At 47.8% G+C, this 20,733-nt stretch carries 18 protein-coding genes; 2 read left to right on the top strand and 16 right to left on the bottom strand.

Features of this window, described 5'->3' with window-relative positions:
* Nucleotides 1–157: 157 nt before the first annotated feature.
* The 8 genes from KQI79_RS21380 to KQI79_RS21345 all read right to left on the bottom strand — a co-directional run bounded on the left by KQI79_RS21380 (nucleotide 158) and on the right by KQI79_RS21345 (nucleotide 10,159).
* Nucleotides 158–1,111, bottom strand: coding sequence for an ABC transporter permease (locus KQI79_RS21380; protein ID WP_216540336.1), 954 nt, complete (start codon nucleotides 1,109–1,111; stop codon nucleotides 158–160).
* 17 nt (nucleotides 1,112–1,128) lie between these two features.
* A complete protein-coding gene (locus KQI79_RS21375) occupies nucleotides 1,129–2,112 on the bottom strand; it encodes an ABC transporter permease (RefSeq protein ID WP_216540335.1) in 984 nt (327 codons plus the stop codon).
* The gene (locus KQI79_RS21370; RefSeq protein WP_216540334.1) at nucleotides 2,105–3,646 is read right to left on the bottom strand and encodes a sugar ABC transporter ATP-binding protein; all 1,542 of its coding nucleotides are present in this window, start codon (nucleotides 3,644–3,646) and stop codon (nucleotides 2,105–2,107) included. The genes KQI79_RS21375 and KQI79_RS21370 overlap by 8 nt, the downstream gene beginning before the upstream one ends.
* 68 nt (nucleotides 3,647–3,714) lie before the next feature.
* Nucleotides 3,715–4,653, bottom strand: coding sequence for a ribokinase (locus KQI79_RS21365; protein WP_216540333.1), 939 nt, complete (start codon nucleotides 4,651–4,653; stop codon nucleotides 3,715–3,717).
* A gap of 141 nt (nucleotides 4,654–4,794) precedes the next feature.
* Entirely contained in the window at nucleotides 4,795–5,556 is a 762-nt protein-coding gene (locus KQI79_RS21360) for a DeoR/GlpR family DNA-binding transcription regulator (RefSeq protein WP_216540332.1), read from the bottom strand.
* 1,085 nt (nucleotides 5,557–6,641) lie between these two features.
* Complete coding sequence (locus KQI79_RS21355; protein ID WP_216540331.1) at nucleotides 6,642–7,115, bottom strand: hypothetical protein; 474 nt, start codon at nucleotides 7,113–7,115, stop codon at nucleotides 6,642–6,644.
* Nucleotides 7,116–7,416: 301 nt separating this feature from the next.
* Nucleotides 7,417–8,613: a hypothetical protein gene (locus KQI79_RS21350; RefSeq protein WP_216540330.1), complete on the bottom strand. Its 1,197-nt coding sequence runs from the start codon at nucleotides 8,611–8,613 to the stop codon at nucleotides 7,417–7,419.
* Nucleotides 8,614–9,199: 586 nt separating this feature from the next.
* Nucleotides 9,200–10,159: a helix-turn-helix transcriptional regulator gene (locus KQI79_RS21345; RefSeq protein WP_216540329.1), complete on the bottom strand. Its 960-nt coding sequence runs from the start codon at nucleotides 10,157–10,159 to the stop codon at nucleotides 9,200–9,202.
* Between the two features lie 209 nt (nucleotides 10,160–10,368).
* Between KQI79_RS21345 and KQI79_RS21340 the strand changes: the two genes are divergently transcribed.
* Nucleotides 10,369–11,256: an ATP-binding cassette domain-containing protein gene (locus KQI79_RS21340; RefSeq protein WP_216540328.1), complete on the top strand. Its 888-nt coding sequence runs from the start codon at nucleotides 10,369–10,371 to the stop codon at nucleotides 11,254–11,256.
* Entirely contained in the window at nucleotides 11,253–12,041 is a 789-nt protein-coding gene (locus KQI79_RS21335; RefSeq protein WP_216540327.1) for an ABC transporter permease, read from the top strand. The genes KQI79_RS21340 and KQI79_RS21335 overlap by 4 nt, the downstream gene beginning before the upstream one ends.
* A gap of 51 nt (nucleotides 12,042–12,092) precedes the next feature.
* Here KQI79_RS21335 and KQI79_RS21330 read toward each other — a convergent pair whose 3' ends face one another.
* The 8 genes from KQI79_RS21330 to KQI79_RS21290 all read right to left on the bottom strand — a co-directional run bounded on the left by KQI79_RS21330 (nucleotide 12,093) and on the right by KQI79_RS21290 (nucleotide 20,527).
* A complete protein-coding gene (locus tag KQI79_RS21330) occupies nucleotides 12,093–12,908 on the bottom strand; it encodes a TetR/AcrR family transcriptional regulator (RefSeq protein WP_367398223.1) in 816 nt (271 codons plus the stop codon).
* A gap of 204 nt (nucleotides 12,909–13,112) precedes the next feature.
* Nucleotides 13,113–13,553 (bottom strand): hypothetical protein, encoded by a 441-nt coding sequence (locus tag KQI79_RS21325; RefSeq protein ID WP_216540326.1) that lies wholly within the window; start codon nucleotides 13,551–13,553, stop codon nucleotides 13,113–13,115.
* A 31-nt stretch (nucleotides 13,554–13,584) separates the two neighbouring features.
* On the bottom strand, nucleotides 13,585–15,807 hold the full coding sequence (locus tag KQI79_RS21320; protein WP_216540325.1) for an MMPL family transporter: 2,223 nt from the start codon (nucleotides 15,805–15,807) through the stop codon (nucleotides 13,585–13,587).
* 154 nt (nucleotides 15,808–15,961) lie between these two features.
* Entirely contained in the window at nucleotides 15,962–16,822 is an 861-nt protein-coding gene (rsiV, locus tag KQI79_RS21315; protein WP_216540324.1) for an anti-sigma-V factor RsiV, read from the bottom strand.
* 1 nt (nucleotide 16,823) lies between these two features.
* Nucleotides 16,824–17,327 (bottom strand): RNA polymerase sigma factor SigV, encoded by a 504-nt coding sequence (locus KQI79_RS21310; RefSeq protein WP_216540323.1) that lies wholly within the window; start codon nucleotides 17,325–17,327, stop codon nucleotides 16,824–16,826.
* Between the two features lie 60 nt (nucleotides 17,328–17,387).
* The gene (locus KQI79_RS27760; protein ID WP_253298314.1) at nucleotides 17,388–18,347 is read right to left on the bottom strand and encodes a hypothetical protein; all 960 of its coding nucleotides are present in this window, start codon (nucleotides 18,345–18,347) and stop codon (nucleotides 17,388–17,390) included.
* Between the two features lie 37 nt (nucleotides 18,348–18,384).
* The gene (locus tag KQI79_RS21295) at nucleotides 18,385–20,241 is read right to left on the bottom strand and encodes an acyltransferase family protein (protein WP_216540322.1); all 1,857 of its coding nucleotides are present in this window, start codon (nucleotides 20,239–20,241) and stop codon (nucleotides 18,385–18,387) included.
* A complete protein-coding gene (locus KQI79_RS21290) occupies nucleotides 20,234–20,527 on the bottom strand; it encodes an RNA polymerase sigma factor (protein ID WP_216540321.1) in 294 nt (97 codons plus the stop codon). The genes KQI79_RS21295 and KQI79_RS21290 overlap by 8 nt, the downstream gene beginning before the upstream one ends.
* Nucleotides 20,528–20,733: the final 206 nt, after the last annotated feature.

Here is a 20,733-nt window from a genome sequence, read left to right as displayed (position 1 = left end):
ACTCGATTTTTGAACTGGGTTTAGTTTGGTGTTGTCTTTTTTCCTGACTCATTGACCTGTTCCTTAAAGTAAATTTCCAATTCTCATGAATCAGGGGCTTGACATCTTACCGCTGGACTCTTAATGCTTTTTATATAAATTTGGGTAAAACCTGGAGTTAGGCCGGCTTGGCGGTTTTGAGCTTCTTCTGTCCCCGCTTGGCCGAGAAGTAATTGACGATCAGCACCGCGATAAGCACAACGCCGATCAAAATGTTGATCACCATGCCCGGTACGCCGAGCAAGTTCAAACCGCTGGATAAGATTTGGAAAATGCCCGCGCCGAAAATGACGCCGATCACTTTCCCGTAACCGCCGGATATGCTTGTGCCTCCCAGCACGGCAACGGCGATGCTCTGCAATTGATAAGAGCTTCCCAAGTCCACCTTGGCGGAATTGTAGCGGCTTGTCATAATAACGGCCGCGATGAACGCCATCAAAGCGGAGAACAAATAAACGTACATAATGACGCGCTTCGTATTAATGCCGGAGAACAGCGTCGCTACCGGGTTGTTGCCGGCCATGTACACGCTGCGCCCCCAGACGGTTTTGTTCAACATATACCATGCGGCAAGCGCGACGACCGCGAAGATGATGATCGGAAGCGGAATGCCCAATATATCGTTGTTGCCGATTACGGAGTAGCTATCCGGGAAGCCGGAGACGCTGTTCCCTTTCGTGACGAGCAGTATGATGCCTTTAAAGAGCGTCATCGTGCCGAGCGTCACCAGAATCGGCGAGACGCCGACGATCGAGACGAAAAATCCGTTAATCAGGCCGCAGAGCAGCGCAACGACGAGGCCGACGGCGAGCGCCGCGTATATCGGCATCCCTTCCACCATGCAATAGGCCATCGCCACACCGGAGAGCGCGGCGACGAACGTAATCGACAAATCGATGCCCGCCGTCAAGATGACGGCCATCATGCCCAAGGACAAGATGCCGAGCTCCGGAAGCTGAAAGAGCATGCTGTTCAAGTTATACGGATCGATAAAGCCCCGTACGAACACGGCCATAACCGCAAATAAACCGAGAAAGATCAATCCTAAAATCCATTCTTTGGAAATTTTCATATTCGCTCACCTCTTTTCTATCCGTCCACTTCGACTTTGGCCAGCTTCATTTCTTCTCTTCTGCGCTTGATCATGTCATAGGAAACGGCGAGCAAAATGATCGCCCCTGTAATAATCTCCTGCCAAAATGTGTTGATATGGGCTAATATCAACCCGTTTTGCATGATGCCGAGCAGAAGCACGCCGAGGAACGTGCCGAGCATCGAGCCCGATCCCCCCAGAATATTCGCTCCGCCCAGGACGACGGCCGCAATGACCGTCAGCTCGAAGCCGTTGAATCCGTTCGGATCGACGCCTTTCGTATATGCGGTTTGCACGATCGCGGCGATGCCGGCCAGAAAGCCCATATAGGTATACACGAAAATTTGCACATTGCTGACGTTCATGCCGACGCGAACCGCCGAAACCGGATTGCCCCCGATCGAGAGAACCGAGCGTCCGATCGATAAATATTTCAGCACGAACCAGGTAAATATCACCGTAGCGAGAAAAATAACGATCAAAATCGATACGCCGGCGATTTTCAAGTTCGCGAAGCTGATGAAGCTTGCCGGCAGCGCGCTGCTGTTCATATACGCACCGTTCGTAATAAAGAGCGTCGCCCCGGAAATAATGCTCATCGTGCCGAGCGTGGCGACGATCGGCGGTATTTTCGTCTTGGAAACGAGCAGGCCGTTGATCAGTCCCATCAGCGCGCCGGCGATCGGCGCGACGACGAAGATGGCGATCAGACTGAAGGAGCTTGCCTGCATCGCGACGGCGACTTTCCCGATTACCACCGTGACCGCGGCCGTAACCGCCGCAACCGATACGTCAATTCCGCCGGTAATAATGATCAGCGTCATGCCGACGGCCAGAATGCCCAGGACGGAATTCGCCTTCAAAATATCCATGATGTTCTCGCCCGTTAGAAAGACCGGATTCGCGATCGACAGCGCGACGACCAGCAGCAGCACGATCATGCCGATTCCGAGCTCTTTCGATTTGAACAAGTTAGCCATGCGCTTTCACCCCGCTTTGCGGCTTTGATTTCATTTGTTGCGACCCGAGCAAGGCAAGATTCATAATTTTCTCTTGCGTCGCTTCTTGAATGCCGAGCTCCCCGGCGATCGTCCCTTTGCGCATAACCAGGATCCGGTCGCTGACAGCCAGCACTTCGCCCAAGTCGGACGAAATCATAATGATGGCCATGCCTTCCCGCGCCAGTTTGCGCAGCAGCCTATGAATCTCCCGTTTCGCGCCGATATCGATGCCGTTGGTAGGCTCGTCCACGATCAATATTTTCGGATGGGTCGCCAGCCATTTGGCGATAACAACCTTCTGCTGATTGCCGCCCGACATATTGCCGGTGTCCATATGCGGCAGATTCGGGCGAATATCGAGCGATGCAATGTATTCCTTCGTCAGCTCGAGTTCCTTCTTCGCCTGGATGCTGCCTAGCGCGTTGGTAAGCTTCTTAATGATGGCGAGCGTCGTATTGCGGACGATCGACTGCTGCAGCACGAGCCCTTCGCGTTGCCTGCTCTCCGGCACGTAAGCGATGCCATTCTTGACCGCCGCTTCCGTGGAGGGCAGACGCAAAGGATGTCCTTCCAACTCCATCGTGCCCGAATCGGGACGATGCAAGCCGAATAACGCATGCGCCAGTTCCGTCCGTCCCGAACCGACCAAGCCCGTAATGCCGACGATTTCCCCTTTATGCAGCGTGAAGGAAACGTCTTTGAAATTGCCCCGCTTAGACAGCGATTTCACTTGCAGTACCGGCTCGCCCTGCTGATGCTCGTCGCGCTCGACTTCTTCCAGCTTCCGGCCGACCATGAGTTGAATCAGTTTCTCTTCGTTCATCTCTTCCTTGTCGTATACGCCGATATATTTGCCGTCGCGCAATACCGTGATCCGGTCGGATACGGTGAACAGTTCTTCCATCTTATGGCTGACGAAAAGAATCGCGATTCCTTTCGCTTTCAAATCGGCGATGACCTTATACAGCAGTTCGACTTCCCCCGACGATAGCGACGACGTAGGTTCGTCCATGATAATGAGCTTGGCGTCGAAGGCGATGGCGCGTGCGATCGCAACCAATTGCTGCTTGGCGATGCTCAGCTTCTCCAACGTCGTATTGACATCGATTTCAAAACCGAGCTCCTGCAGCGTTTGCTTCGCAATCCGGCGCATTTCTCCCCATTTGACGAGCTTGACGCTGCCTTTGCCGGCATCCCGGCCTGCGCAAATATTTTCCGCGACGCTTAAGTTCGGAAACAGGCTCAAGTCTTGATAAATAATCGAAATGCCTCGCAATGTCGCGTCGATCGGCTTGCTAATATTGGCTTGTTCCTCTTCAAAGACGAACGATCCGCCCGGGTCGGGCATTTCTACGCCGGCCAATATTTTAATTAATGTCGATTTTCCCGCTCCGTTTTCCCCGATCAGCGCATGAACTTCGCCAGGCCGAACTTCGAGCCGGACTTGATCGAGCGCTTTCACTCCGGGGTACGTTTTGCTTATGTTTTTCATTTCGAGCAACAGGTTACTCAACCGGAACCCCCCCTAGAAACTCGCAAACTATGAAATATAAAATGTTAAATATTTAATAAAATAACGAATTATGTCATTAAAAAGCGTTGCAAATTCCGCTCGTCGATAAATTTCTCGACTTCTTCAATCGTCGGTATCCCGATTTGCGGCCCTAAACGCGTTACTTTTAATGCGCTTACAACGCTGGCGAACCGCGCCGCCTGAAACAGATTTTTCCCCTCGGACAGCGAGCAGGCGAGCGCTCCCGAGAATGTGTCCCCTACAACCGTGTCGACGGCTTCGACCGGGATCGCTTCGATAAACTCCCAATGTCCCGAAGCGTACACGAGCGCGCCGCGATGCCCCATCTTAATAATCGAATTATGAATGCCGATTGTTTCAAAATACCGGCACGCTTCGACCGCATCGTCCACGCCGTTCACATCGATCCCCGTCAAATATTTCGTTTCCTGCTCGTTCGGAATGAGGATGTCGGCGTACCGGATCGCACGCATCGTAATTCCTTCCACCGGAGCCGGGTCGACAATGACGAGCAGCCCGTATTCCTTGGCGTACTTCATCGCCTGAATGACGGCTTCCTCCGCAACCTCCAGCTGTGCGAGCAGTACGCCGCATTCCTCGATGCGCTCCGCCGTCCGGTCGATATCGGCCGCGGACAATAACGCGTTGGCGCCGGGAGCGTTGACCATCGTTCTTTCCGCGATCGCGTCAATAATAATGGTCGTTAGACCGGTGCCGGCCAGCGGCGTTCGCTTGACGGAAGTAATATCGATGCGATTGTTCCGCAAGTCCGCAAGCAAGTTATCGCCGAAATAATCCGCGCCGACCGAGCTGATCAGAACGGGCTCCTTCCCCAGCTTTGCTACGGCTGTTGCGGCATTTCCCCCTTTGCCGCCCGAAAGAACCATTCCCTTTTCGCCTGATATGTTCTCGCCGCGATTCGGGTACTTCTGCGTTGTAATGATAATGTCGGTGTTCAAGCTACCCACTATGCATATTTTTTTCATGGCGATGTCTCCTTGTCACATGTCCAATGTAATCACTTTCATATTTTTGTTTCAAGACATCCTCCGCATTTAAAACGATAGAAAACCAAGTCAAAAATGTTTCAAATAAAAAAAGCGAAACAAAAATGGTTTTTTGTTTCGCTAATGCGCCAAAAATACGTTCAAGCCTTTATTTTTTAACAAAGTCAAATTGTTGACGGACAGTCCCTGGTCGATAATCAATTTATCTAATTGCTTCAGCCCTACCAAACTCGTTAACGACCGTTTGCCGAACTGGTTATGATCCACCATCAGAATGACTTCGTCCGCGTTTTTAATGAACTGCTGCTTCACTTGCCCTTCCATCTCGTCGTTCTCGAAAACGCCGAATTCCAGATCGAAACCGCTGCAGGATAGAAAATATTTGCCCAACCGATAGTTGTCGACCGATTTCTCGGCCATCGCCCCGACGAAAGAGGAAAGCTTGTGATTGACGTATCCCCCGATCGTAATTAAACGAATATTCGGCTTATTGATAAGCTCCAGCGTAATCGGGATCGAGTTGGTAATGACGGTAATTTCGCGGTCGTCCAGTTCTTTGGCAAGCTGCAGCGAATAATCGCTGCTATCGAGCCCGATAATATCGTTCTCTTCAATGAACTGCAGAGCCTCCTTCGCGATCGAAATTTTCACGTCCAGATTGGAAATTTGCCGATGAAGCGGCGTATGTTGATTCAGTACGGCCCCGCCGTGCGTCCGCTGGATCAGCTTCTCTTTCTCCAGCGCTTCCAGGTCTCTGCGAATCGTTTCCTTCGTCACATTGAACTTGCGGCTTAAATTCGCAACATAGACGGTACCCGATTGCACGATCAAGTCGTAGATTTCTTTTTGCCTTTCTACGGCCAGTCTGTTTTTCTTCATCATCCTGTTGTTTTCTCCTCGTGCATGTTTGCTTTATTTTGCCTTTCCCTTTTGATTGTTATGAATAACAACCTAAAACACAGATGAAAAACGCATGTTCAAACAAGAAACATAGCGAAAACAAAAAGAATGCGTTTTCCGTTTTTTCTTTTCATTTGGATTCGTTGCAATCATTCGGTAAGGGAAATGGACAGCGCAGGACACTTCACTCTGCCCGTACGTGCGGAGACCGGTAGATCAGCACATGAAAAAGATAAAAAAAGGGGGATGATATCACGGTTGGAGAACATGCAGGCTTGGCTGCATTATACTCGAAAAGAGCCCGCCTCACAAGTGCCGGCATTCGATTTTGTTGTTGTTCTGTGATTACGTCATCCCATAACTGTTCTGAGATAATGTCACTATGGGATAGGAGACAATTACATTGAGCAGAGAAGAATTGAAGAAGGTACTGGTGTGGAAAATCATCGATGGGCATATGACAAACAACGAAGGACTATTGCGCTGGGGATTTCCATTCGGCAAGTCATCCGGCTAAAGAACAAATATAAAGCGGAAGGAGCAGAGGGCATTGCAATAAATGGGACTGGCAGCTTTCTACCCTGGCCCGAACTTAAGCAAGCCGAATTTGCAATACCGAATCATCTCCCTATTTGTTGCGAGACCTGACCATCGACCATGTGAACCAAGTCTGGGAATCGACATCACCTATATCCTGCTACAAAACGGTTGAATGTATCTGGTCGCCATTTTAGACTGGTGTAACCGTCAAGTACTTTTGAGCAGTTTTCGCTAAACAAACTTTCAGCGCTTAGGTATTTCCAAATATTTCAACAAATGGCCTTCTGGATGCCTCAGCTTCGCTTCGTTTCCCCAAAATCCATCTGCATTTGTTTACCCATCGGCAGTTCTTCCACAGCCTCATGCTGCCGAATTCGCAGGACTTCTTGTATCATATAAACATTATGATGAAAATGAGAAACGTCTGACGGAGGGGCAGCAGATTATATAGATGATAAAGCTGCCCCTTCAGACAAGCCCATACCATGCGCTTTTTGGAACGAGTGATACTGTGACTCTTTCAATTCTCATTGTTCAATCTTAGTACTAAATTGCATAATCGAGTCACTTGCTAGTACTCTCTCATCATCAACGCGGATCAAGCGAATCTCAACCGTATTTTTATTTTCTTCAAGGAGCTCTTGAATAACTTTAAATGCCTCTTCGTTATTTATGGACAATTCCAGCGTAACACTACTCTTAAAAGTTTCATTTGGATGAAGTGTGTTTGGAGTATTAAGTCTTTTATCAGGGGAGTAATTCTCCTTACCAAGATAATCAACTAACAATTTATCATGGAAAATAAATTCAAAATAGAGCGGTCCCACTGTGTTATTTGAGTAGTTTGTAAAGGCATACTCAATAGTCAATAAATATTTCCGCATCTGTTTTGCCTGAACTAAGATGATTCTACTATTCTCTTTGTCCATAATAATTGAATCACTATAATGGTCTACATTACGTTGATTTGAACATCCAATTAAAATTACGAATGATAACAAGATAAAAAGTTTCCTAAGCATAAGATTCATCTCTCTTTATTGGAGGTATTTTTATTGATATAACCGCCTTAACCGCTGAATACATTTAGCACTTCACTATGTTCAAAAAAATAATTATAATTTAAAGCAATTAAATTGACGAGTAAAATACCATCATCATAATTTAATCGAGTTTTCCGTTTCCATAAAACGTCAAATATATACACATGGAAGTACTAATCTAAGAATAGCCCACATATTAAGACTAGGTGCACATAACGAATAAATGGTTGGATCTCCAACCATTTATTCGTTATCATCATTAACTCACTCTAATCGAATACGAATTCATTATTTCTCTTATATCATTATGATATATACTAAGTAATCGTCTATTATAAGCTAATGAATCTTCATTTTCTTGCATTGGATTATTGATTTCATAGATTGGTTTAATCTTTGTCCAAATATAGTTATTGATATGATGATCAAGGTCGTATTCATAAAAGAGACCTTCAACACTGTGTAATCCTAGCCCTTCGATTACTTCCTTTACAACTTCCCTACCTGAGTCAGTACTTAAAATTCGTGTCTTTTCATTTTCAATATAATCTTTTAATTCACTATCATTTATTCCAACATTATAATTATTCGCAAGTAGTAAGACAGCATCTTGACGAAGAGTATTAAATGCAGCGTTTTTAATTATATCGCTATAATCTACATCTATTTTATTAAAAATGATAGCATCTATGGCGAGCCTTTCTATCCATTTGTCTATTCTTTCATCATTGACAGTTAACACATCATTTCCAGCAGTATTACCAGCAATATTATTATCAATATAATTTATAACAATTTCTTTCTCTTGAGATGAAGCCATTATTTTATTTTTTAAATCAATACCTGCTTTTATAGATTCACTTTGTATTTGCAGCTTCTCGGTTGAATAAGAAGTTAAAGATGAAGAATTTCTAATAATATCCGATTGCGTAGCAAAGCTCCCTAGAAATACAGTATTAAACCCTTCACAATTAGTCGAAATCCTTGCAGCGGTATCATATTCAAGTCTCACATCTTCATTTAATTCTCCCCATACCTGATTATCACTATGGCCATAAGTATATGTCCAATTTGGACTCATTAATACAGTGTGTTCCATAGCATATGACCACTCCTGATCCCCTACTCCTCCAATTCGATTATTAGATTCATCATAATAATGAAGCGCTCTCATAATTGTCACATCATAATCGTATGCTACTTCATACGTAGTATTTGCCCAAACCTCATGGTCGTGTATAAATATATAACCGAAATCGCCACCTACATAGTCTAACCATATATTTTTGTTATGACTTAATGATCCTAGCCCAGTACACCCATTCCACCATGTGCTATTTACTGCACTCCAACTTTTATCATATTTCCAATGATGCGCGGAGACAGAAACAGGATTAATAAGGAACAAAGATATCAACAACATTGATGTAACAGCAGAGGTAATAAATTTATACATTATACTCCCTCCGTTAAATTAATTTTATTGAAAGCTGGCCAGCTAACAAACATCAATTTACATTATTCCCTTTTAATAAAGTATTCAATTATTCATTATTTTCTCTGCAATTATATTATTTTTGTTCTAAATATATTATAATTATACCATATAATGACATTTTTTCAAGTTCGAAAATCTTATTTTGTCTAATTAAGCGGAAATTATCTACTTCCGCTCTAATTGTATACATACCGCTTTCAGAATCACAGCTTCTTCGCTTAGCGCAACTTTTTTATCGGTACTAAGTCTGAAAATCGAACTTTATTTCGAGCCTCTCATATCCTCGACACGAGTTCACGTCCTCTATGTAGACCATTCGGTACACTAACTTAACCGTGGCAAGAAAGCAGTGTTACTTACCCTTGTGTATGATCTGCGACAGGACGTTTTGTCAAAGGCTTCAACATGCTGATAATGTGCTGTCCAATGTTGGTTTTTAACTTTATGCCGATTGATTTTGTCGTATTTTCCGCTAATATCAAGTTCGGTTTTGCAAGATGATGGAGGAAATCGTCAAACTGTGGTGACAAGATCAATTGATAGGTTACTTCAAAGCCCCCCCATACATCGTGACGATCGACTTCGCTTGCCCGATGACGCTCTCGCGCAATTCGGGCGGCGCAAGCGCCTCCGCAAGCAGTCCGTAACTAAGCAAAATTTCGCAGGCGGACGAAAGCGTATTAAATTCGACGTCCGCCTCGATCCAGCCGTTCACCGCAGGTTCGGTGCGAACAAGCTTCACGTAACGCTGCTGGCTCATCCGTGGCAACGCCCTTTCATGAAAACGAAGCCGCGCCGGATAGCGGGGCAGTTGCTCCTTGAATTGTTTCGTGGATTGTTCCCAATATGTGGCCAAATCGAACGAATCCGGGCGTTGAAACGACTCTTCCAAGATTCGGGGATTGGCGATGCGCGAAATTCGATACGTCCGAATGTCTCCTTCCGTCGCGGCGACGAGATACCAAATGACGCCTTTGGCGACCAGGCCCAACGGTTCGACAATCCGCTCCGTTACCTCTTCCTCCCGGGAATACTGCATATGCAGCTTCTTTTGCTGCCAAACGGCGTCTTGCACGATCGGCAAAGCGGGAAGCGACTCGGCCGATTGATGCCACCCCGCTCCGTCAATATGAATGCGCTCGCGCACCATGGCGGCATCTTCGCGGAGACGCGCGGGAAAGGCGGCTACCAGCTTCTGAAACGCATCGTGAAATACGTTGTCCAATCCCAGATCGCGCAACAGCGAGGAAGAATGCGCCAACAGCAGCGATTGCATTTCTTCCGCTTTCAATCCGGTCAAGTTCGTCCGGTATCCTTCCGCAAGCGCCCATCCGCCCTGCGACCCTCGTTCGGCGAACACCGGAATTCCGGCCGCGCTCAAAGCCTCCATATCGCGATGAATCGTCCGTTCGGACACTTCCAGCTTCTCCGACAGTTCCCGCGAAGTCAACCGGCCATTGTTTTGCAACAATAAGATGATGGATATTAATCGATCCGCTCTCAACTTCTTTCCCCCTCCAGGCTCTCGCCCGTTGCCCCATTTCTACTTATTATATGACATTTGATGTCATAAACCAAATCATTTTGAGCGCTGCATCTTTCTTTGACGAAAACGACATCTAAAATTTTTGTTGTTGTGCAATTACTGTTTATAGTATATACTGTTTATGTATAAAACAGTTTATTCAATATACAATGGAAAGGGGAATAACGATGGATAGGTTCGCTATTGAAATTTCAGGTTTGCGCAAATCGTTCGGAAAGCAACTCGTCTTAGACGGCATCGACCTTCACGTGCCCGCCGGATCGGTTTTCGCGCTGCTAGGCCCCAACGGCGCCGGCAAAACGACATTAATCAATATTTTATCCACGCTTGTCGCGTCCGACGAAGGTTCGGTTCGCGTAGCCGGGTATGATGTCGCAACGCAAAAAAACGAGGTGAAGCGTTCGATCAGCCTTACGGGGCAATTCGCCGCCGTCGACGAAGTGTTGACCGCCGAGGAGAATTTGCGCATGATTTGCAGATTGTCCGGACTTTCCTCCGCGGAATCGCGGATCCGGACGGTCGAACTGTTGAAGCGTTTCGACCTTGAGGCAGCGGCCCGAAAGTTGGTCAAGACGTATTCGGGAGGGATGCGCCGCCGCCTGGATATCGCCGTCAGCCTGGTCGTCGACCGGCCGGTGCTGTTTCTGGATGAGCCGACGACAGGCCTCGACACGCACAGCCGCCGCGCCCTTTGGGACGTTATTCTGGCATTGAAGGAACGGGGCATTACCATTTTTCTCACGACGCAATATTTGGAAGAAGCCGATCAACTCGCCGATACGATTGCGGTCATCGCCGAAGGGCGCGTTGCGGCGCAAGGGTCCGCGGAAGAACTGAAATCGCGCGTTGGCGGCGCCGTGCTGGAACTATATAATGCAAATGACGAAGTCATCCGTAAAATTCCAACCAGCGGCAGCATTCATGATGTCAGCAAAGCGCTGCAAAACGCGGCCCATCAGGTACCGCAAGGAACACGCGTCCATCTCACCAGACCCAATATGGATGATGTGTTTATCGCATTGACAACGAAAGAAACGGAGGAGGCAATCGGATGACAACACCGACCCATATCACGAAATCGGCATCTTTCGGCGTAACGAACGCCGTCTTCATCGGACGAAGCATTCGCCATAGCTTGCGTAATATAGACGCCCTCATTATGGCGATCATGCTCCCTGTTATGCTTATGTTTTTGTTTACCTATGTATTCGGCGGAGCGCTCGATTCCAGCGGGCAATACGTGAACTATGTCGTGCCGGGCATTATATTGCTGTGCGCCGGATTCGGATCGTCCAGCACCGCCTCCGACGTAGCGACGGACATGACGAACGGCATCATCGACCGGTTTCGTACGATGCCGATCCGGAGCATGAGCGTCATTACCGGCCATGTCGTCGCAAGCTTGGCCAGGAATATGCTTGCGACGGGCATCGTCATTGGAGTGGCCTTGCTCATCGGCTTTCGCCCCTCTGCCGGCGCAGTCGGATGGATCTTGGCGATCGGGATTATCGCCTTGTTCATCCTAACCTTTACATGGCTGTTCGCCGCCATCGGACTTGTCGCCAGCAGCCCGTCGGCCGCCAGCGGATACGGCTTTATCCTGCTGTTCCTCCCCTATCTGTCGAGCGCCTTCGTTCCGACGGATACGATGCCGGCATGGCTGCGCGGCGTGGCGGACAATCAGCCGATCACACCGGTCATTGAGGCGATCCGCGGACTGCTGATGGGCGCGCCGGATCAACAAAATATTTGGTTGGCCGTCGGCTGGTGCGCTCTTATTCTGCTCGTTGCGATGTTATGGAGCGTTTTGACATTCCGCCGGAGAGCGGGACGGCGCTAGCACGAACAACGGCTGCAGCGATTGCTGCAGCCGTTGTTTTGTTCCGCGCTATTATTTTCCCTGATTGCCTTGCGATTCCACTTGCAACTTTGAATGAAGATAATACTCGATGCCGTCAAGAATCCGTTCCAACCCGAAATCCAAATCGTTCAATGCGGCATCTTCGTTTTCATGTTCGCCGGCATATACGCCCGACATGACAATAGGATGCAAATACGGATATTGATCCGCACGAACGAGCTTCTTGAGCGCCGCGCTATAATTGACGCCGCTGAACTGTTCGGGAGTGCATCCGGCCTGAAATGCGCGATTCATATCGCGGTGCAGAATCCCCATCGAACGCGCATAACCGCTGATCAAAAGAACGATGGCCATTTTCTCGTGCTCGTTGAACGGAAAATTCTTCATCGCCCGAAGCATCCAATCAACAAACTTCAAATTATTCGGTCCAATCGGAATACCGGTGATCGGAATTTCAGCAAACCAAGGGTGGTCCGTGAAAATTTTAATGCATGCTCTCGTATAATCGCGCATGTTCGCGCGCCAATCCTTTTCGTCTTCCTCAGGCGGAAAAGGGATGTCGCTAACAGCCTCTTGCATGAGAAGAAGCAGATCCTCTTTGCTTGGAATGTACCTGTACAGCGACATCGCGGTATATCCTAATTCCGCTGCGACCCGGCTCATGGACACAGCGGAGAGACCGTCTTGATCCGCAATTTCTACCGCTTTCCCGACAATTTGGGAAATGCTCATCTCCCGCTTCGGTCCCCGCTGCGGCGGTTTTACCAACCCCCAGCTGATCGCCGCGCCTTTGGGCAAGTTTTTCGCTATTTCTTCTATTTCATCTATTTCATCGTCTTTCGCCACGATTGCTCCCCCCAGTCCTCCAACGAAAAAAATTGTTTATCCTATAAACAGTATACCATATTTTTAACGAAAGGATAATGAACGGAAAATGAATGGAGTATTACAAAAATGTTCGGTTTGGAAAATTAGCCACGAACGATAGCGATGAAGCCGTAAAAAAAGGCTGCCCTTGACAGGAGCAACCGTCTCATCGATTCCGAAGCTTTATATTCTCAGACTGACAACCAGCACGACCCCTAATATCAGCACCATAAAGCCGGCCAGAACCGTCAAATAACCGTTTAGCTTGACGGCTTGCGCTGAACCGTCACGAAGGCGTCTTCTCACCTTGCTTCCCCATATTCCGGTAATGATCAGAGCGAGAATGATGATCATCCCCCCGCCCTTTTCCATGACTTCCAGCCAAACAGGCTTACCCTTTCCCAAGCCCATCTGTATAATAAGGAATACTCCGCTGATTAGAACCAGAACGGCGCCTGGATGAGCGAACAGACTGAAGGTGCGGATAACCCTTTGGGCCAACGTGTTGCCCGTCTCCGAGCCTAACTGCTTTTGCAACATGCCGAGCACGACCGTTTTCGCCAAGAGCGCACCTAGCCACAGGAACAAACCGGCCAGATGCAGAAACAACCAAAATCCGAACATTTTGTTACCTCCTTCCTTTACTCCTGTGAAATTACTCTCCAATAGTTGTATTTACTTTGGTTTCCTGAACATTTTTCCCTTTACCGCCAGACAGGCTTAGTATGGAAGGAAGCAGCATCCCGCGAACGAGAAACGTATCCGTCAAAATCCCCAGCGTCATGGTCATTCCGAACAAGAACAGCTCCTGAAGCGGCTGTGTAATCAGAACGCAGAAGGTGGCAGCCAGAATAATCCCCGCCGAAGAAATGACGCTTCCGGTTCTCGAGACTCCCCTGCGGACGGCCTCTCTCCATTCGTATTTTCTCGCTTCCTCCTTGATCCGGGACACGAGCATAATGTTGTAGTCAACGCCTAAAGCAATAAGGAACACAAAAGTATAGACCGGCAGACGGTAGCTGACCGCCTCGTACCCGAGAACGTTGTGAAAGATTATCCAGCCCAGCCCCATCGTCGCCGTATAGGATAACAGGATGGTTGCCATCATATAAACTGCCAGTAAAATCGATCTCGTCTGCAAGGCGAGCATGATCGCAATAAACAGGGTAATCAGCGAGAAGGCGACCAGAATATCGCGCTGATTCATCGTGCGTACGTCCGCTTGCTCCGCAGTCTGCCCCGCATAGTACAGGGAATAACGAGACGGGTCCAGTCCGCTGTCTTTCAATAATGCGGCGCTCTTCCCCCTAAGCCCTTCTATCAAATCCAAAGCGGCCGGGTCGTAAGGATTATCCTTCAAGGTTACTTGCAGTTTGACGGCCGTTCGGGATTCCGCCATAAAGTTTCTGGGCAGAGACGCATCCGGTTTGGCCAAATCAGATGTTATCTCCGGTTTGATCTCATAAATACCATCCTCGCTTTGAAGCGATTCTGTGAGAGCCGCCAGTTTGTTGACAAAGGACTCCGTCAGTTCTATCTCCTTGTCCGAATGCAGCACGACGGAAATCGGTGCGAGTTTCCCCGGAGGAAAACGGTCCTCCAATATTTCAAAGCCTTGCCGTGAAGAAATATCTTCGGGGAAGGATTTCATCAAATTAAACGAATAGCTCATATTGCCGATGTTGAAGGAAGATGCGCCGAGCAGCAGCAGCAATACGATTGCTGTCGCCGCCGGTTTTTTAGTGACAAATGCACCCATGCCGGTCCAGAAGCCTTTCGGCTTGACCGCCTCATCCTGCAGTTTGGGAACGAAAGGCCAGAACACTTTTCTCCCGATCAGAGCAAATAAGGCGGGGATCAGCGTTAAACCTCCAATCAGCATGACGAACACCGCGACCGAAAAAACCGGGGCAAAATGATGATAAGGCTTGAAGACCGCAGTAAACAATGTGAGCATGGCTATAAAAACCGTAGCTCCGCTGAACAGAATCGGCTCCGCCACCTGAGCCATAGCGACCTTCATGGCATCATACTTGGAACCGATTTTCTTGAGTTCCTCCCGGTATCGGGAAATCACGAATAAGCAATAATCGGTCAAGACGGCGAAGAGCAGAATCATCATGATGGACAATGCTTGTTTGTCAATGACAAACCATCCGTTCATGGCTGCGATTCCCAACACACGATCCACGACCTGATAGACCATGACCGCAATGAGTAACGGGAGCAACGCAAGAAGCGGGGAACGGTAAATCAAGATCAGGATAACGAGAATCAGCCCGATCGTGGCCAGCATCAATACGAAATCCGCATTTTTAAAGAGGGTAATCGTATCGGACGCAATTCCGGCCGGGCCTGTAATTTCAAATTGCAGACCTGTCCCCTTAATTTGCTCAACGTGGCTTCTGATTTCCTTCAAAGTATCGTAGATTTGACTGGATTCCAGATCTTTTTCCAAAGCCACATTCAGCAGCAGAGTTGACTGGTCTTCCGAGAACATCTTGTCTTGAACGGCTTCGGGAAACCGGTGAAACGGCAGGGCGCTCGCGACATGCCGCGGCTTGTCTTCCGAAGCCAGCCACTCGCTAATCTGCTTGATCTTGTCACGATCTTCGGTCGGCATCTTCTCTTGACTATGAAATACGAGCAGAGCCACCAATCCGTCATTGGACGGAAAATACTCGTCCATAATCGCTTGCGCAGCGGCTGATGGGGTATTGTCGCGCACGCTTCCTTCCCCGCTGCTGACCGCATAAGGCTTTGACCCCGGAGCGAGAGCGCTTAGAGCGAGAATAACGATCAGCCAACAAGCGATAACGATTTTGGCGCCTCTTGGGCTGCTGACCATCCGGGCCCAACGGTGAAAAAAACGATCCATTCCGACTTATAACCTCCTGTTCTGAGTCTGCCATGATTGTAGGACAGGAATATGAACGGACGATGAACGGAGCATTACAAATGCGGCAAAGCCGCCGCAAAACGACCGTCCCCAAGAAAAGGAACGGTCGTTCGCTATACAATATCGATATTTTTTATTTGATATACTCATTGCTTACTAATGCATCGGCAATCGCATCGGTCGGTATGACAAATTCCAACACGCCCATATACCCTGGGGCGACTTCGTATTTATCAAAGGAGATGACCAGTTTGCCTTGATCGTTAATGTAAAAACTTTGATCTTTTGCAATGGTTTCAAAACTCATTGGACCTTCTACCCAATAAACCTTTTCGGGGTCCGCCTTCATCTGCTCTCTCATCTGTTCCTTAATATTTTCGGTAATTAAGCTGATATAGCTATCGTCTTTAAATAAACTCGGCAAGGTGATCAAAAGTTGATTTTTCTTGTCTACCGTGTCGTATGAAAATATTGTCGAGGATGAACCAACCGTATTGACGACATATCTTCCTACGACGAGGATCTGATCATTGTCGGTTTTGATTACATAATCGCTTTCTACACCTACATGACCTCCGCCGTTATTCTTTAACTCCTCCATCTCAGCCGTGAAATCGTTATACAGTTTTTTGCTTTCTTCCAGATATTTGTTGTTTAAGGCGGCTTCTAACGTTTTATTTTCCATGTTCGTAACGGCAGGCACTTTAATATCGGCTTTGGCGGTCTCCTCATCTACTTGAAATTCTGTAAAAGTGAGCACCTTAACAAGCGAGCCGACCAACGGCACTTCCGATAAGGCATTTGCAAGAGCGGGACTGGCATTAATTCCTGCTATCAAGATCACAGCCGCCGCTCCGACCCCAACAAGAGGTTTCATCATGCTCACACGTCTTTTCTTTCTTTGCTGCAGGGCTTTCTTCACGACGAAATCCAATTCATCGGGAATAGGCGTATTCTTGTATTTTCTTTTCAATTGTTCCAGTTGTTCGCTCATCTTACTTTACCTCCTCCAACATTTCGCTGTTCATTTGAATGCGAAGTTTGCGAAGCGCTTGATACAATCGCGTTTTTACAGTACTGACGTTTTCATTCATCACTTCCGCAATTTCTTCAATTTTTAAATCTTCAAAATATCGAAGAACAATCACAGTCCGATAAGGATGGGGCAATTCATCCATAGCCTTCTCGAGATCAATGTCCGGGTAGGCATCTTCCCTTGCCGGACTATGCAATTCCAATGTCTTATCGTCTACAAGCTGAACCCTCTTCTGTTTTCTTAGGAAATCGAGCGATGTATTCACCACGATCTTGTAAAACCAGCTTTTCATCGAACCTTCCGATTTTAAGGTTGTTGACGATGCCAGAGCCTTATGGATAGATTCCTGAACAATATCCAAAGCATTTTCCGCATTTTTCACATAACTGAAGGCCAATCGATACACATTCTCCTTGTTTTCCGTTATAAAACAAACGAGTAATTTCTCTAACGTGGAATCCATTTAAAAAACTCCCTTTAATACGCGTATCAAATTTTGTCGGTTAACCGAAAAAAACTTACTTTATTTTAGCAGTGCGAAAGACTTTTTCATGTCCAAATCGCTATATAGTTGATCAAACCATTTACCGTCTTCCGACTGGGGATCAAACGGATTGGACTGCGGCGTTGTATATACATATACCAAGCCGTTCGCTTCCGCAATGACGCTCCCCGCAGGCGTCCCTTCTTCACTGGAAAGACGAGTCCAATCGTTTTTGGCAAAAACGGAGATCATCAGCAGCGTTTCAGTATCTTTACCGCCCTTTGTCATATAATCGAATTGCACGACATGCTTGGCCGACGGCATCATTTTATCCGCATCCGCGCCTCCAAATTGCTTCATCTTATAATGTCCGCTCCAGGACGCGGGCGGCGTAAAGCTGAAGTTTGCCCCAGGATTGGCGCTGAATTCCTGATGATCGTCAAAAACAGCTTTGAGTTTATTCTCTTCCCAAGCCACGACAAGATGATTCACGTATCCGCCGTTTCCTCCTTGAGGGGCTGTTACAATCATATCGTCCACCTTGTTACCCGTATAGTCGCCAATAATCAAATTGGGCTCTCTCCCGAATGCTCCATTCCATGTTCCATCTATCCCTTTGGTCTTCCAATCATATTGTACGTACTTCCGGGTTTTCCCATCCTGCACGATGATGGACAAATCGCTGGCATACGCATCCAGTTTTCCATCAATCATTTCTTTCGTGCCTGCCAATATTACGTTGTCTTTCACTGAATCGCCGTTAACATCGGATTTTTTGTAATCAAGCACATACGTATTTTCCTTCAATTCAAGCTCGGGTACGATCAATTTCTGACCAATTTTCACTTCCGGCAATGTTTTTGGAGTTTGTTTCGTTACCACTTTTGTAGATGAAGTTGTCTGTTTCGCTAAACTAACTTGAGGCATTACGACTCCTGCCGCACAGATGAAACCTGCCAATGCCAAAACAGAAACTTTCTTTACGTGTTGATTTTTCATTTTCTAATCCTCCATCTCCTATTTTGCTAGCCTTACATTATGCAAGACGTGCGAGACAACTAAAAAGTTTGTTTTCCGGTCTTTGTTCGGATGTATTCATTGAGATGCTCTCGATTGAGTCAGCAATCAGCGAAACGTAGGCCTCGGCTCCCTCCGTTTTCAGATGGACACCGTCCCTGGCAAACCAATCCGCTTTATCCGCACTGTAGGAATACCAGTCAATCAGCGTGACGTTGGCACGCTCTTCGGCCGCTTGTGCCAGCATTTCGTTCACAGTATCTTGCCACTTTCGCGGCACACGAGTGTTGACCAGCATGATCTGTCTTTCGTCCCCCAGGCTGTCCAGAAGAGCGTTCAATGTTTTGGACGAGAACGGTCCATTCGTTCCAAGTTCAATGATAACCACCTTTCCCAATTTCCGATCCGATTCGAGTTGCTTTGTATCTTCAAGCGCATCGGACATTTGCCGACCCACTTTACCGTCAATAACGATGCCGGGTAGAAACTCTTTCAGTTGGGGCTTCACACCGAGTATAACCGAATCGCCTATAGCCGTAATCCCTTCGTATGAATCCGCCGCCAAATTGTTATCGACAGACGACGACTCCGGGATTGGTTCGGTGGTTTTGTCTGATGCTTCCGGTTTGATCGAGGCATTCGTTTCGGTAACAACCTCTGGATGATCGTTAGCTCCTTGCACACATGATATGCAAATGAAAAAGATCCAACCGACCGAAAGTAACACAGAAAATCTTTTGTAAAGGAAAAATTGAGATTTCACACCATGCCGAAACTGCCTTTTCCTTAGTTTCCACTTTCCGCTTCGAATAGGCTCTTCCACGAATTTGTAGGACAATGCCGCCAGTACGATACTTGCCGCCAGTTGGACGAATGGAAGAACAAGACCGGGTTGTTCGTTCGGATTGACGGGAGATGTCAGGACGATAACCGGGTAATGCCACAGATAGATGCCGTAAGAACGAACGCCAAGCCACCGCAGCGGTTTACAGCCCAATGCTTTGCCCAGCCGGCTGACCGGATGGGCGAGCACCGCCACCGTCAAGGCTGTGGCGACAGCCAGCAACACAAATCCGCCTCGGTAAAGAAAGCTGTCGTACTGATCGGTCAGCCCGATCATGATCACAATCGCCGCCAGAGCGGCCCCCCCAATGCAATCCAGGACTAGGCGCGCTTGGGGCCCAGCCTTAACGGAAAGCTTGCGGCTCGGCCAAACCATGGCGAGCGCGGCGCCGATCAGCAGAGCGAACGCTCTCGTGTCCGTACCGTAGTATACCCGACTCGGATCCGTACCCGGCTCGTACATCAGCGCCATCGCTAGCGCCGAAACAAGCGCAAGTGCGAGAGTCAGCCCGAGAAGCTGCCATCGCCTCGGCGCGAGGCGAAATCCGATAACCAGAAACAGCGGCCAGAGCAGGTAGAACTGCTCTTCCACCGCGAGCGACCATAAATGGCCGAACGGGGAAGGCGGACCGAAGCTCGAAAAATACGAAACCTCGTGGTAGATGCGCCACCAGTTGTTGACGTACAGCAGCGCCGACAACACCTCCCCGCGCAAAACCAAAAGTTGAGAACGATCAAATAACGCGATCCATATCATGACGGCCGCCATCATGACGAGCAGCGCCGGCATTAGCCGCCGTATCCTTCTTATCCAGAAGTCTTTCCAATCAATCTGCCCGTTTGTTTTCCATTGATTAACGAGGATATCCGTGATAAGATACCCGGACAAAACGAAAAACACGCCGACACCTAGCAATCCCCCGGGTGCCCAGCCGACATTGAGGTGATAGGCGATCACGGCAAACACGGCGAGCGCCCTCAATCCGTCGAGTCCGGGCATATAGCGGCCATTGCCGTTCAACGGTTTAGGCATACCTTCCGCCCTCCTCATCTATATCATCCAGCGTTTGTTGTGCGAACGGCGGGTTTTGTTTTCTCAGGAAATCGAGGGATGTATTGACCACGATCCTGTAAAACCACCCTTTCATCGAACCTTCCGGGTTTAAGGTGATTAACGATGCCAAAGCCTTATGGATAGACTCTTGAACAATATTCAATGCATTTTTTTCATTTTTTACATAACTGAAAGCTAATCGATACACATTCTCCTTGTTTTGCATAATAAAACGAATGAGTAATCTCTCTAACTTGGCATCCATTCTAAATTCCTCCTTGCTTGCTAGCCTTACATTCTGCAAGACGTGCGAGGCATCTAAAAAGTTTGTTTTCGTTTCAACATGCATCGACCTTTGAAGAAGCAAGAAGATCATCTGCACTAGAGCAGACGATCTTCGAGGTGAATCATTCTCCCGATAAGTATGCCTTTAAAAACGACAAAAAGCCCCACATAGTGGGACGCACGACG

This window comes from Paenibacillus sp. MSJ-34, from assembly GCF_018918005.1.
Taxonomy (GTDB): Bacteria; Bacillota; Bacilli; order Paenibacillales; family Paenibacillaceae; genus MSJ-34.
This window is presented reverse-complemented; position numbering and strand designations above follow the sequence as displayed.